Raw genomic sequence first — 13928 nt, forward strand, 5'->3', positions numbered from 1 at the left:
ACTCTTTATAGGTGACTGACACCCATTAACAGATTAGTCATCTACTTTTCGGTCATCTCATTATTAACAATAGCTGTAATGACAGGAATATATTTCGTATTAGATTTCCTGTCTTTTTCCTTTTTCTTAATACCAACAAAGGTTAATGCCATAAATATAAAGCCCATTAAAGCAGGATAAATGTCGTTTTCTCCACTTCCTAAAGCAGTTAATAGGGTACTAGTCAGTACAACACCTATAATTAATGCCGTCAAAGGGATAATATATACAATAAAGGCAGCTGCTAGAAGGTTTTGTTCTTCCATACTTACTTCTACTCTTTGTCCAACCTGTGCATTTGCTTTATTTATTGCTTCTATCTCCATTTTCATATCTTCTTTCCCCATCTTGCAAGCGTTACAACTACCACAACTTGAATGTCGCTCCATTAAGATCTTTGCCATTCCATCATTTACACTAGTAATTACACCACATTGTTTCACGCTATAGCCTCCCTTAAGAAGTATCTTCTACTAACTATATTCCCAATTTATCAAATCTCTAACAACCACTGAAGCAATAATTAACCCTACAGCAGAAGGTACAAAGGCCATACTACCAGGGATTTGATGTCTAACAGTACAGGTTCTATCTTTGTTAGGACAAATACAGTCGGTTTTGCAGTCATTATCAATTATTAGAGGAGTGATTGGTTTTTCTTGTGAGTAGACTACCTTTAAATCCTTAATACCTCTTTTTCTTAACTCTTTACGCATGACCTTTGCTAAGGGACATATAGAGGTTTTATAAATATCTTCTATAATAAATTTTGTAGGATCTAATTTATTGCCTGCTCCCATACTACTAATGATAGGGATATTTCTTTCTTTACAACGGACAACTAAGTCTAGTTTTGCTGTAACCATATCAATTGCATCAATTACATAATCATAATCCTGACACAACAATCTTTCTGCGGTTTCGCTGTTATAAAGCTCCTTATAGGTTATAACCTCTGCTTTAGGATTGATATCCTGAATCCTTTCCTTCATTACTTCTACCTTTGCCTTTCCCACTGTTGATCGGGTGGCATGAATCTGTCTATTTATATTAGTTAAGCATATATCATCATCATCGACTAAAACAAATTTTCCAACTCCAGTTCGAGCTAAAGCTTCTACTGCAAAGGTGCCTACCCCACCTATGCCAAAAACTGCAACCCTGCTTTCCTTTAATTTATTTAATCCTTCAGTACCAATTAATAATTCTGATCTTGAAAAAGGATGTAATGCCATTTCTTTCCTCCTAGTCTTTAGGTTTTCACACTTTATAGATGATGTATTTTCCAATTTAATCATCTTTTTACTTGGTGGTCTATATAATTTATAATATTACGAACTAAACTCTATATTATATAAATTATTTTTTCCTGTCAACCTTCTCTATAAAAAGCAAAAGAATCCCTATACCTTTAGGAATTCTTTACCAACAAATGTTACCCACCATGCCGTGATTCGATTGTTTTGAAACCTGCTAAGCAGGTGGGTGTTCAGTTATTTATTTCATAAGTCCTTACTAAAAAAAGGCATTTATTACGTAAATAAACAAGAATCTCCCAATGTAATTGTGTTGGCTCAAAACGTTATCGAATTCACGCACACAGCAGGTATTTAATATTATAATAGCATATTTTTTAGAATATTTCAATTAACGATTGGTTTATTAGTATAATTTTCATTTGCTTCAACTATATGGATTATACTTTAATTTTTATTAGTCACAAGTATTAATACTTATAACTATAGTTATAGTATGTACTATTTTGTGTGAAAATATGATAGTATATTTGTATTTTTATTATATAAAAAGAACCCTATTATTAGGATTCTTTTGTGGTAATTGATTGGATATTTAGTTCCTTGAGTTGTTTTTCGTCTGCATAGGATGGGGCATTGGTTAGTGGACAGGTTGCATTTTGAGTCTTTGGAAAAGCAATAACTTGGCGTATGTTATCTTCTTTAAGTAGAAGCATTACTAGTCTATCTAGGCCAAAGGCTATACCGCCATGGGGTGGTGTGCCATATTTAAAGGCTTCTAATAAAAAGCCAAACTTTTCCCATGCTTCTTCTTGACTAAATCCTAAAACTTCAAACATTTTTTGTTGAAGCTGAGAGGAGAAAATTCTAATACTTCCCCCACCTATTTCATGTCCATTTAGTACAATATCATAGGCCTTTGCCCTCACCTTTTCTGGTGTTGTTTCCAGCATATCAATATCTTCATCCATAGGGGCAGTAAATGGATGATGCTTTGCAACATATCTATTATCTTCCTCATCATATTCTAATAAAGGGAATTCAGTTACCCATAGGAGCTTATATTCATTGCGGTCTAATAAATCTAATCGTTTTGCCGCCTCTAGTCTTAAATGTCCTAATGCATCATATACAACCTGAAGTTTATCTGCAACAAATAATAATAGATCCCCAGCTTGTCCATTGGTTAATTGTAGTATATCCTTTAATTCTGCCTCAGAAAAGAACTTAGCGATAGGAGATGTTATCCCTTCATCAGTAACTTTCATCCAAGCTAGTCCCTTAGCACCATAGGTTTTCGCAATTTCCTCAAGGCTAGTAATGTCTTTTCTGCTAAATTTATCTCCATAGCCATTGATGTTGATTGTTTTAACAAAACCACCATGCTGAAGGGTTTCTGTAAACACTTTAAAGCCAGAATCCTTTACTGCTTGAGAAACATCCACTAATTCAAATCCAAATCTAGTATCTGGTTTATCAGAACCATAGCGTTCCATAGCTTCTTCATAGCTCAATCTTTCTATTGGTAATTGAATATCAATATCTAATGCATCTTTAAAAACTTTTTTTAACAATCTTTCATTCACAGCTAGAACGTCTTCTATATCAACAAAGGACATTTCACAATCTATTTGTGTAAATTCTGGTTGTCGGTCTGCCCTTAAATCCTCATCTCTAAAGCATTTAACAATTTGAAAATATTTTTCCATACCAGAAACCATTAACAATTGTTTAAATAATTGAGGGGATTGGGGTAAAGCGAAGAACTTACCAGGATTAACTCTACTTGGAACTAAATAATCTCTAGCGCCTTCTGGTGTTGTTTTGGTTAACATGGGTGTTTCAACTTCTATAAATCCCTCTTGGGATAAAAAATTTCTCACGATATTAGCTACCTTAGATCGAAAAATTAGGTTGTATTGCATAGAGGATTTTCTTAAATCTAAGTATCTATATTTTAATCTTAGGTTTTCTGAAACATCATCATCATCCTTAATATATATAGGTGTTGTCTCAGCTGTGTTTAAGATTTGTAAAGATTCTGCAAATATTTCTATCTCTCCAGTAGGTATATTGGGATTGATGGATTGTCTTTTATAGATCTTTCCCCTTACAGCAATTACATATTCACTTCCCAATTCCTCAGCCATTTCAAAAGCCTCTAATGATATATCTTTGTCAAACACAATTTGTACTAAACCTGACCTGTCTCTTAGGTCAACGAAAATAAGACCTCCTAGGTCTCTTCTTTTTTGAACCCATCCATTTAAAGATACCTGTTCCCCTATGTTTTGAACCTTTAAGGTTCCACATTCATGGGTTCTTTTTATTAGAATTGATGTCATTCTCCCATCTCCTTATCGAAAAACTTTTTATAATTATGAGAATTACCCTAGTTAAGTGGTTTTTTCTTACGCTCAATCATTTCCTCTGCACGATTTAAATACTGCTCTAAATTTTTGACGTTTGGAACCCGTTCAAGACGGTTTTCTTTAGGAAATACAATTTTCGACACTGCACCTGCACCCATAGCTATAATCGTTTGCTTTTCTTCCATAATTTGTATGTTGTAAATGCATTCGTAGCCGGGTTTAGCATAACCTATATTCTCTAAATTGCCCACCATATGTTTTTGTCTATACATATAGTAAGGTTTTAAGCCCATTTCTCTTGCATATTCTGCAGTAATCTCTAACATTTTCATGATATGATCTTCTTCAATTTTTGTATGATACTGGTCCTCCTTCAGCTTTGATGCATTTTTAATTGCTAAGGTGTGAACAGTTAAGTTGTTGGGAGACAACTTCTTTATCTCCTCCATAGTATGACAAACCATATCTGGATTTTCTCCTGGCAATCCAATAATAATATCCATATTTATATTTTCGAAGCCCACATCTTTAGCTAGTTGATAGGCCTCAACAATTTCTTTTGCAGAGTGTTTTCTACCTATCTTTTGCAGAGTACAATCGTTCATTGTTTGAGGATTGATACTTATTCTTGTAACTCCGCTGTTTTTTAAGAAAACTAGCTTTTTTTTATCAATAGTATCAGGTCGTCCCGCTTCTACAGTAAATTCCTTAAGATTTTTCAGATCAAATGATGCAAAAATTGTATGAAAAAGTTGAAAAAATTCTTCAACCTTTAATGTTGTAGGCGTTCCCCCTCCAATATAAAGGGTTTCCACTTCTTTGCCCATTTTACTTAACATTTCTCCTACCCCTACTATTTCTTGACATAGTGCTTCCACGTATTGGGGAACATATTCTTCAAACTTATTTAGTGGATTTGAAGGAAAGGAGCAATAAACACATCTTGTAGGACAAAAAGGTATGCTTATATATAGGCTTACTTTGTTTTCATCTATTGGATAAACATACTGATGTTCTGTTTTTGCTATCCCTAATAAAAGCAGTGCCTTTTCCTCGACAATAAAATATTCTTCGGTTAAAACCCCAAGAATTTCTTCATCACTTAAATCCTTTTCCATTAATTCGTGGACAATTTTTGTTGGTCTTATGCCCGTTAAAAATCCCCAAGGTAGGTTTTTATCTTTTTCTTTAGTGAGGAGTTGAAACATACTGGATTTAATTGCCTGTTTCGCTTTTTTTCGTGTGTCCAGTATATTATTTTCTAATAAAAAACTAGTTTCTATTTTTTGTTTCTTGCCGCGAAAATTTCCTTCAGTTATGACAGTTCCTCTATTTTCTTCAGTAAGAAATTTGCTTATAATTGTATTTTTTGCAGTTTGTATCATAGTTTCATGAAAAGATTTTTGCAAAGGCTGAATAATTTCAATATCCTCAACTGTATAAAATAGTTTTAATAATTCTTTAACCTCATATTGATAGTCATGACCTATTAGTAGGACTGTAATCATTCTTCTTAACTCCTATTGATAATCTTTTTGCAGCTCCTGCTTGAGTTTGTTTACTTCTTTGCTACTAATGCCTAGTTCTCTAGCCAGCTCCTGTTCTGATAATCCTTGATAATTCATTTCAAGAAAATCCTCAAGTTCAATATTTATGTAGTTTCGGTCCTTTATGCCGTACTTATAATCCTTTTCTTTTCCCATAAAGCAACCTCCTAGAAAATTATTTTAGGTTAGTATTACCTTTATTTTCTAGGAGTATACTTTATCACTTTATCCTTCGGTGTATTGCTAAAAGCTCCGCTTCTTAAGGGGAAGATTAAGCACTACATCCTGGAATTAAATTCCACTACAATTCAGATGCCGTAAAAACTCCCTCTTGATAACCAAACTAAGTGACCACCACCAAAGTTAGAAACCAAACTTTCGGTTGTCTACTTATGAATTAAGTCTCATTTTATAAAGGGATTGGTAGTTTTTTCTATTCCTATTTTACTAGCTGGTCCATGCCCAGGTAAAACAGTAGTATCGTCCTGTAGAATCATTAGTTTTTCTTTGATTGACTGAATGATTTGTTGATGATTACCACCATCTAAATCTGTTCTACCAATGGAATTGGCAAATAAAGTATCTCCAGTCAACAAAATGTTGTCTACATGTATACATATTCCACCTCTAGTATGTCCTGGAGTGTGGATGGTTTTTAAAGTAAGGTCTCCTAATTTTAACACATCTCCATCCTCTAAAAAAGCATCTGCCTCCATTTCAATTTCAGGGCCCCCCATTAAAGCTGAAAAGTTTTTGTTTTTATCCTGTAATAAATATAAATCATCTCTATGGATATAGATGGGAGCATTGGTCTTTTGTTTTAATTCCCTTAATCCACCAATATGATCCCCATGTCCGTGGGTTAATATGATATACTTTAATTGTAATTCGTTGTCTTTAAGTATCTTTACAATTTTATCAGCATCTCCACCGGGGTCTATAACAGCTGCTTCATTTGTTTTATCATCTGCTAAAATATAACAGTTTGCTCCATAAACTCCAACTTCTGTTCTTTCTAAAAACATACTTTATCCCTCCTCTTAAAAAAGTTTTTTGCTATCAAGTAGCATCGTTACTGGCCCGTCATTAATAGAATGTACCATCATATGGGCTTGAAAAACTCCAGTAGCTACTTCTATACCAAGGCTTCTAGCATAGTCTACAAACTCATTATATAAGCCTTCTGCTATTTCAGGTCTTGCTGCTTCTATAAAGCTAGGTCTCCTGCCCTTTCTACAATCACCCATAAGAGTAAACTGAGATACCACCAATAGTTTTCCCCCAGTATCTATAATCGATAGGTTCATTTTTTCATTTTCATCTTCAAATATCCTTAGGTTTCCAATTTTTTCTACCATATATTTTATATCTTCTGATGTATCATCATGACCTACGCCTAGATAAACTAGTAATCCCTGTTTAACTTCCCCTGTTGTTTCGTTATCCACCATCACTTTACCATCACGGATTCTCTGTACAACTGCCCTCATAGTCTCCTCCTTAGTTACGTTATTACTCTGAAAACATCTAATACGCCCTTTACTCGTTTAAACTTTTCCATTAATTTGTTTAAATCTTCAATGCTATTTACCTCTAAAATAAGATTCAATAGAGCTATTTTCTCTTTATTGGTTCGAGCATTTAATACATGTACGGTTACTTTTGTTTCTGATAAAATTTGTGTTAGTTCCGATAAAAGTCCCTTGCGATCTGTTGCCTTTATTTGGATCTCTACTTGGAAGGCAATAGATTTACTGGTATCCCATTCCACATCAATAAATCTTTCTGTAGTTTCGCTATTGTCATATAGATTAGGACAATCTTTTCTATGAATTGAAACGCCTCTACCTCTAGTAATATATCCAATAATTTCATCCCCTGGAACTGGATTGCAGCATCGAGAAAAACGAACCATAATGTTGTCTATTCCTTTAACAGTAACTCCTTGACTTTGTTTGGATTTATTGCGACCATCAGTAGTTCTATTAGAAGCAACAATATCCTTCTCTTGAACTTCTAAGGGCTGAGGATTTTCTTTCTTAATATATTCTTTTATTTTGGGAATTACTTGGGTAAGGGTAATACCACCATATCCTATAGCTGCATACAAATCCTCTTCATTGTTTAAGCTTAATTTCTTTGCAATTGTATTTAACAGCTTCATCTGCAATGCTTCAGTGCTATTTAAACCCTGCCGTTTAACTTCTTTTTCTAGAATTTCCTTACCTCTACTAACGTTTTCTTCTCTACGTTCTTTTTTAAACCATTGTTTGATTTTTGTTTTTGCTTGGGAGCTTTTTACAATTTTTAGCCAATCCCTGCTGGGACCATTGCTGTGACCAGAAGTTAAGATTTCTACAATATTTCCATTTTTAAGTTTATAATCAATTGGTACCATTCGCCCATCTACTTTTGCACCAACACATTTATTGCCTACATCAGAATGTATTTTATATGCAAAATCTACAGGCGTTGCCCCTGTAGGTAAATTAATTACCTTTCCTTTTGGGGTAAAGACAAATACTTCATTGGTAAAAAGATCTACTTTTAAAGACTCCATAAATTCTTTTGGATCCTTTGTCTCCTTTTCCCATTCCAACATCTGTCTTAGCCATGCTAGTTTATCATCAATTTCTATTTTTTCATTGGTTATTTGATTTTCTTTGTACTTCCAGTGGGCTGCAATACCGTATTCAGCAATTTGATGCATTTCATAGGTTCTAATTTGTATCTCAAAAGGTTCCCCTTTAGGCCCAATAACAGTTGTGTGAAGGGATTGATACATATTGGGCTTAGGCATAGCTATATAGTCTTTAAATCTTCCAGGAATGGGTTTCCACATTGTATGGACAACCCCCAATACGCCATAACAATCCTTTACATTATCTACCAATATTCTTATCGCCAAAAAATCAAATATTTCATCAAAGGATTTTCCTTGATAGGTCATTTTACGATAGATACTGTAAAAGTGTTTTGGTCTTCCAGATATTTCATTTTCAATCTCAAACTCGCCTAGATTTATTTTGAGCTGTTTAATAACATTATTGATAAAGTCTTCCCTATCTTTACGTTTTTTTGCAACCTTTTCTACTAATTCGTAATAGCCTTCAGGATCAATATATCTTAAGCAAAGATCCTCCAGTTCCCATTTAATTCTTGATATACCTAGTCGATGGGCAATTGGGGCAAAAATTTCTAGGGTTTCTAAAGCCTTTTCCTTCTTTTTTTCATCTGTTTGATATTTCAAGGTTCGCATATTATGCAATCTATCAGCTAATTTTATAAGAATAACCCTAATATCCTTAGCCATTGCCACAAACATTTTTCGGAGATTTTCTGCTTGTCTTTCTTCTTTTGATTCAAAAGAAAGCCTGGTTAACTTTGTAACCCCTTCCACCAATTCTGCTATCTCTTCGCCAAATGCTTCTTTTATTTTATTATAATCATAGCTTGTATCTTCAATTACATCATGAAGTAAACCTGCTGCAATAGTTGTACTATCCATTTGTAGTTCAACCAAGATTTTTGCTACTTCTAGAGGATGAATAAAGTACCTTTCCCCTGACCTTCTATACTGTCCTGCATGGGAGGCTTCAGAAAAGTTATAAGCTTTAATAATTAGCTCAACATCACATTGAGGGCTATATTCTTCAATCATTGCTATTAAGTTTTCCAACATATTTATATCACCCTCTTCAGTAATATTGTAATTTATCCTTCAGTGTAGTACTCAGACTCCCCAAAACCATTATTTTGCTTTTCTTTTTATTCATCGTAGGTTACTAAAGCTTTTATATTATAATTTGTTAGGAGGTCTCTTCCCTTTAAGAAAGCAAGCTCAATTAAAAAGTTCATGGATACAACTTCTCCTCCCAATTCTTCAATTAATTTGGCAGTCGCTAGTACAGTTCCTCCCGTTGCCAATAAATCATCTAATATAGCTACCTTTTGTCCTGGTTGAATAGCATCTCTATGGATTTCTAATGCATCTGTACCATATTCCAGCTGATATTCATGTCGTATTGTTTCAGCTGGCAGTTTTCCAGGTTTTCTTACCGGTACAAATCCCGCACCTATTTTATAAGCTACTGGAGCACCAGCTAAAAAACCTCTAGATTCTGGACCAACTACAATATCCACATTTAATCCCTCTAATTGTTGGGATAGCTGGTCTATCATATACTTAAATGCTTGTGGATCCTTTAATAAAGTAGTGATATCCTTAAAATTAATTCCCTCTTTTGGAAAGTCTTGTATTTCTCTTATTTTTTTAGCTAAATCCATTACTTTTTCCTCCTTGTATAAAACCTATCCATTTATTTTTAAAATCTATAAAGTCTTTATACAGATTGTTATAATGTCTAAAAGCGTCGAGCTTTTCTATATCCACTTTTTGTGTAACCTTTAGTATTTCAATATAATATTGTTCATCATAAACGTCACATTTAATCAAGTTTCCTTCAATAAAAATATGTATTGCATTTTCAAGGATTTTGGGGTTGATAGCTATGGAAAGTTCTTCATTAATCTTTTCCAGTATTTCTTCTAATTTAGCTTTTTTAAAATGGTAAAATTCTTTTAAAAATTTATATAGTAGGATTAATATGTTTCTTGTGGGTACGATGCTTTTAAGAATTTCTTCATTGTTTTTTTCATCACCTTTTTCATAAAGAAAGGTAATGGGTGCATGCTGGTTTCTATCTATAAGATAGTAATAATCTTTTTCCATAAAAAACATATCGTATACAATAATACTATTATATAGTTTAAATGAAATTTTATCAATATTAGGATTAATAAGAATATGTATTTCCTTATTTTGTGGTTCAAAAGGAATTTCATTGTAAAAAAATTTAACTCTTTTTCTGGTGTTTTTTTCTTGAATCTCAGTAAGGGTTATTAAATGATTAGCCTGGTGAAAAGTGTTGACTAAAATCAATACTTTATCCTGATTCTGTAGTTCCTTAATTATAAATACTTGCTTTTCTTGCGTAGCTTTTACGGGAATGTCCTCTAATTCCCTGTTAGTTATATAATTGTTTTCATTACAAGGTAACTGTAGGGATTTATAATAGCTCTCGATAAATTTTTCGGATACATAACTACCTTTTATTATTTTTAAATCTTTTATATTTAGTTGGATCTTTTTTGTTCCATTAAATTCATTATATTCTGGAGAAAAAATTATACCTACTGTATCATCTCCTGTTAGGACTTTTGCATAGTTTCCTAAATTAAAACCTATGGTATCAAATGTTTTGTTGTCTTCCTGTAGGGACATTTTCAAGTGTTTTCCGTCCACTCCAACAGATTTAATTCCCTTTGGCTTAAGATTTGTGTGGATAAATCTTGGAGCCATATTGGCTAAGCCATAGGGTTCTAATGTTTCTAATTCGCTGATTAACTGGTGATTGATGCTTTCTAGGTTTAACATATCATCGCAGAAAATCTTAGGAACAAGATCATCTTCTAACAGTATTTGGTCAGCAAGTTTATTAATTTCTGTACGAAAGGCTTCTATATTGTCTGTCACTAAAGATAATCCTGCAGCCTGTTCATGTCCACCAAACTTTATAAAAAGATCTTTACATTGGTTTAAAGCATCAAATAAATTAAATCCAGTAATACTTCTTGCTGAACCTTTAGCAGTATCATTTTCTATAGCTAAGATAATTGTTGGCTTGTAATATTTTTCTACGATTCTTGAAGCTACAATGCCAATCACCCCATGATGCCAGTTTTCTTTATAAAGAACTAATACTTTTTCCTCCCGATATTTTGGATTTTCTTCTATCATTTTTATAGCTTCATCCAATATCTCTGCCTCTACTTGTTGTCTGTTGTAATTTTCTTCGTCCAGCATCTTTGCTAGTTTTTTTGCTTCTTCCCTATTTTCTGTTGTAAATAGTCTAACACCTATATCAGCAGAGCCTATTCGACCAGCTGCATTGATTCTAGGGGCTAACCCAAACCCAATATGACTAGCATTTAATTTTTTATCCTTTAAATTGGATATTTCTATTAGAGCTTGTAAACCAATATTGTTGGTTTCCCTCATATAATTAAGACCATTCTTTACAATAATACGGTTTTCATCTAGTAACGGTACAATATCAGCTATGGTGGCGATGGTAGTAATGTCTAAATATTGATAAATTGTGGTTTTGAAAATTTCTTTTGGAGTTAGGGCTTGAATAAGTTTAAAGGCCACGCCACAACCACAGATCATATCATAGGGATAGTGACAATCCTCCTGTTTAGGATTAATAATTGCATAAGCCTTAGGAATAATTCCATGGCACTGGTGATGATCTGTAATAATCATATCTATTCCCAAAGAATTAGCCAGCTCCACCTCTTTAATTGAAGTTATACCACAGTCAACAGTAATAATTAAATCCCCTTTTTTATCGGCAATCTCTTTGATGGCTTGGGGATTAATTCCGTAACCCTCCTCCATTCTATCGGGAATATAGTAGTTTACAGAATATCCTATAGAATAAAAGTATTTTAGCATAATTGAGACGCTAGCCACTCCATCCACATCGTAATCGCCGTATATCCAAATGGCTTGATTATTCTCTACAGCATATTGAATACGTTTTACTGCCTTATCCATATCTTTTAGCAAATATGGATCATATAATTCTTCTAAACTAGGGTGTAAAAAAACCTTTGCTTTACCTAAATTTTTAATGCCTCTGTTTAATAAAAGCTTTGCTGTTGTTGGTTGAATATTTAATCCTTCTACTAAAAGGTCTATTTCCTCTATCTGTTTTTGACTATATAACCAGTTTCTTTTTTCTATTTCCATTGGGCTTCACCTACTAAGTTCAATTTTAAAATGCTTATGTTCTCATTTATTATTTTTATATAATATAGAATTTGGCAAAAATATATTTCTTCTTGATTTCATTTTTTTCGAAGACCACTTAATAGTATTGAAATAATAATTCCTACACCTAAAATGCTTGCTAACAAATATCCGATAATTCCAAAAACCGATACGCCCCACATCATAGGTCCACTAGCATTTTGAATAATGAGAGAGGAGCCCACAATCAAGGCTGAGCTAATTAGACTCAAGGATAATTTGTTGGTCATTTTGCTTAGTTCTCCCTGAAGCTTCTCTATTCCTATTTGTTCCAGCTGAAATTTAATGTCATTGTTTTCTATCTTTTTTAATAGGGTTCTTATTTGCTTTGGCAAGTATTTTATGCTATCCAGTATTTCCTCGGAATAGTCCTTAAATTCACCAGCTAAATTTTTAGGATTATACCGATGGAAATATATTTCCTTTACAAAATCCTTAGCTATGTTGGAAAGGCTAAATTGAGGGTTTAAAAATTTCACGCTTCCTTCTAAGGTAACCATCGCTTTTAACAATACAATAAATTGAGAAGGAAGCTTAATTTTATTGGTATAGGCTACCTCCATTAGTTTTTTTAAAGCCTCTCCTAGGTTTAATTTATTTAAAGGAACATTATAATATAAATTAATTAAAAAAGAAATATCTTCTTTTAATCTTCTTGGATTTGTTTGGGAATCTAAAGCATCTATTTCTATTAATATATTGACTATTTTATCAACATCCCGTCTAGCCGATGCAGTAAATAGGTTGGAGATAAAATTCATAGTACCTTTGTCCAAATAACCTGTGATCCCAAAATCCACAAAGGCTATTTTAGAGGGCCCTACAACAAAAATATTGCCGGGATGGGGGTCACCATGAAAAAATCCATAGATGAAAACTTGTTTTAGAAAGCAGTTGGCACTTATGGTTGCTACTTCCTTTAAATCCCATTTCTTTTCCTTTAAACCCTGCTTGTCTATAATTTTAATACCGTAAACCCTTTCCATCGTTAATACTTTTTTAGATGTGTAATCCCAATAAACTTGTGGTATGTAAATACTGGTATCCTTTTTGAAATAAGCATGGAATTTTTCTGCATTTCTTCCTTCTAAGGAATAGTCTAATTCTTTGGTAATACTTCGGCTAAATTCTTCAACGATCTCTAGTAGATTGTAGGGTTTTTCCTTATCCATATGTTCATCTAAAAGCTTTGCTAGAGTAAATAATATATCTAGGTCTCCTTTAATAATTCTTTGAATAGAGGGTCTCTGGATTTTAACAACAACATTTTCTCCTGTATTTAAAACTGCCTCATAGACTTGACCAATGGATGCTGAGGCAATGGGCTCCCTGTTAAATTCTTTAAAGCAATCTTCTATCCTTAGTTTCATTTCTACTTCAAAAACTTTTTTTGCTTCTTCAAAGGGAAAGGGTTTTACATCATCCTGTAGCTTTGCTAACTGGCTCACCACTTCTTCGGGAAAAATATCCCTTCTTGTGCTTATAATCTGCCCTAGTTTAATAAAGGTAGGACCCAATTCTTCACAGGCCATTCTTAGCTTTTGGCCATGACTCAAATATTCTTTCTGCTGTTTGGGTTTCAATATTAATTTAGGTATATAGCCCTTTTCATTTAGTTTCTGAGCTGCAAATGTAAATCCGTATTTCATCAATACTTCGCCAATTTTTTTATATCGCTTGAGATTTCTATATTTTGTTCCAATTCCAGACATACCATCAACTCCACAAAATTCATTATACTTATTTAATCTAAAAATATTGAAAAATGGTAAAAAAATGGTAATAATACTATTTAGTTGTATTATTACCATTTTTAAAAAACTTATCTTCTTTTCTA

General features: G+C 33.1%; 11 protein-coding genes and 1 other RNA gene. All 12 read right to left on the minus strand.

All coding sequences use genetic code 11. The features are described from left to right. Nucleotides 1–41: 41 nt before the first annotated feature. Entirely contained in the window at nucleotides 42–482 is a 441-nt protein-coding gene (locus BLS22_RS07625) for a SoxR reducing system RseC family protein (protein WP_090553037.1), read from the minus strand. Between the two features lie 30 nt (nucleotides 483–512). Continuing rightward, nucleotides 513–1274 (minus strand): tRNA threonylcarbamoyladenosine dehydratase, encoded by a 762-nt coding sequence (locus BLS22_RS07630; RefSeq protein ID WP_090553039.1) that lies wholly within the window; start codon nucleotides 1272–1274, stop codon nucleotides 513–515. A 197-nt stretch (nucleotides 1275–1471) separates the two neighbouring features. Beyond that, a non-coding RNA gene (gene ssrS, locus BLS22_RS07635) (6S RNA) lies at nucleotides 1472–1651 on the minus strand. A gap of 207 nt (nucleotides 1652–1858) precedes the next feature. Next, on the minus strand, nucleotides 1859–3640 hold the full coding sequence (gene aspS, locus BLS22_RS07640; RefSeq protein ID WP_090553041.1) for an aspartate--tRNA ligase: 1782 nt from the start codon (nucleotides 3638–3640) through the stop codon (nucleotides 1859–1861). Nucleotides 3641–3687: 47 nt separating this feature from the next. Continuing rightward, entirely contained in the window at nucleotides 3688–5175 is a 1488-nt protein-coding gene (gene hemZ / locus BLS22_RS07645) for a coproporphyrinogen dehydrogenase HemZ (protein WP_090553044.1), read from the minus strand. A gap of 12 nt (nucleotides 5176–5187) precedes the next feature. After that, nucleotides 5188–5370 carry a hypothetical protein gene (locus BLS22_RS07650; RefSeq protein WP_090553047.1) on the minus strand — a complete coding sequence of 61 codons (183 nt, stop codon included), beginning with the start codon at nucleotides 5368–5370 and terminating at the stop codon, nucleotides 5188–5190. Between the two features lie 248 nt (nucleotides 5371–5618). Then, the gene (locus tag BLS22_RS07655; RefSeq protein WP_090553050.1) at nucleotides 5619–6239 is read right to left on the minus strand and encodes an MBL fold metallo-hydrolase; all 621 of its coding nucleotides are present in this window, start codon (nucleotides 6237–6239) and stop codon (nucleotides 5619–5621) included. A gap of 15 nt (nucleotides 6240–6254) precedes the next feature. Next, the gene (gene dtd / locus BLS22_RS07660; protein ID WP_090553052.1) at nucleotides 6255–6704 is read right to left on the minus strand and encodes a D-aminoacyl-tRNA deacylase; all 450 of its coding nucleotides are present in this window, start codon (nucleotides 6702–6704) and stop codon (nucleotides 6255–6257) included. 14 nt (nucleotides 6705–6718) lie between these two features. Beyond that, a complete protein-coding gene (locus BLS22_RS07665; protein WP_090553055.1) occupies nucleotides 6719–8896 on the minus strand; it encodes a RelA/SpoT family protein in 2178 nt (725 codons plus the stop codon). 86 nt (nucleotides 8897–8982) lie between these two features. Then, complete coding sequence (locus BLS22_RS07670; protein WP_090553060.1) at nucleotides 8983–9501, minus strand: adenine phosphoribosyltransferase; 519 nt, start codon at nucleotides 9499–9501, stop codon at nucleotides 8983–8985. Then, a complete protein-coding gene (gene recJ / locus BLS22_RS07675; RefSeq protein ID WP_090553063.1) occupies nucleotides 9488–12031 on the minus strand; it encodes a single-stranded-DNA-specific exonuclease RecJ in 2544 nt (847 codons plus the stop codon). Before recJ ends, BLS22_RS07670 begins: the two co-directional genes overlap by 14 nt. Before the next feature lie 98 nt (nucleotides 12032–12129). Then, on the minus strand, nucleotides 12130–13803 hold the full coding sequence (locus BLS22_RS07680; protein ID WP_176762096.1) for an ABC1 kinase family protein: 1674 nt from the start codon (nucleotides 13801–13803) through the stop codon (nucleotides 12130–12132). Nucleotides 13804–13928: the final 125 nt, after the last annotated feature.

This window comes from Natronincola ferrireducens, from assembly GCF_900100845.1.
GTDB lineage: Bacteria > Bacillota > Clostridia > Peptostreptococcales > Natronincolaceae > Natronincola_B > Natronincola_B ferrireducens.

What these genes read in the sequence shown, in the direction of transcription:
- BLS22_RS07670 (WP_090553060.1), bottom strand. Translation starts at nt 9,501, where the DNA reads ATGGATTTAGCTAAAAAAATAAGAGAAATACAAGACTTTCCAAAAGAG.
- BLS22_RS07655 (WP_090553050.1), bottom strand. Translation starts at nt 6,239, where the DNA reads ATGTTTTTAGAAAGAACAGAAGTTGGAGTTTATGGAGCAAACTGTTAT.
- dtd (WP_090553052.1), bottom strand. Translation starts at nt 6,704, where the DNA reads ATGAGGGCAGTTGTACAGAGAATCCGTGATGGTAAAGTGATGGTGGAT.
- recJ (WP_090553063.1), bottom strand. Translation starts at nt 12,031, where the DNA reads ATGGAAATAGAAAAAAGAAACTGGTTATATAGTCAAAAACAGATAGAG.
- BLS22_RS07650 (WP_090553047.1), bottom strand. Translation starts at nt 5,370, where the DNA reads ATGGGAAAAGAAAAGGATTATAAGTACGGCATAAAGGACCGAAACTAC.
- BLS22_RS07665 (WP_090553055.1), bottom strand. Translation starts at nt 8,896, where the DNA reads ATGTTGGAAAACTTAATAGCAATGATTGAAGAATATAGCCCTCAATGT.
- BLS22_RS07680 (WP_176762096.1), bottom strand. Translation starts at nt 13,803, where the DNA reads ATGTCTGGAATTGGAACAAAATATAGAAATCTCAAGCGATATAAAAAA.
- hemZ (WP_090553044.1), bottom strand. Translation starts at nt 5,175, where the DNA reads ATGATTACAGTCCTACTAATAGGTCATGACTATCAATATGAGGTTAAA.
- BLS22_RS07630 (WP_090553039.1), bottom strand. Translation starts at nt 1,274, where the DNA reads ATGGCATTACATCCTTTTTCAAGATCAGAATTATTAATTGGTACTGAA.
- aspS (WP_090553041.1), bottom strand. Translation starts at nt 3,640, where the DNA reads ATGACATCAATTCTAATAAAAAGAACCCATGAATGTGGAACCTTAAAG.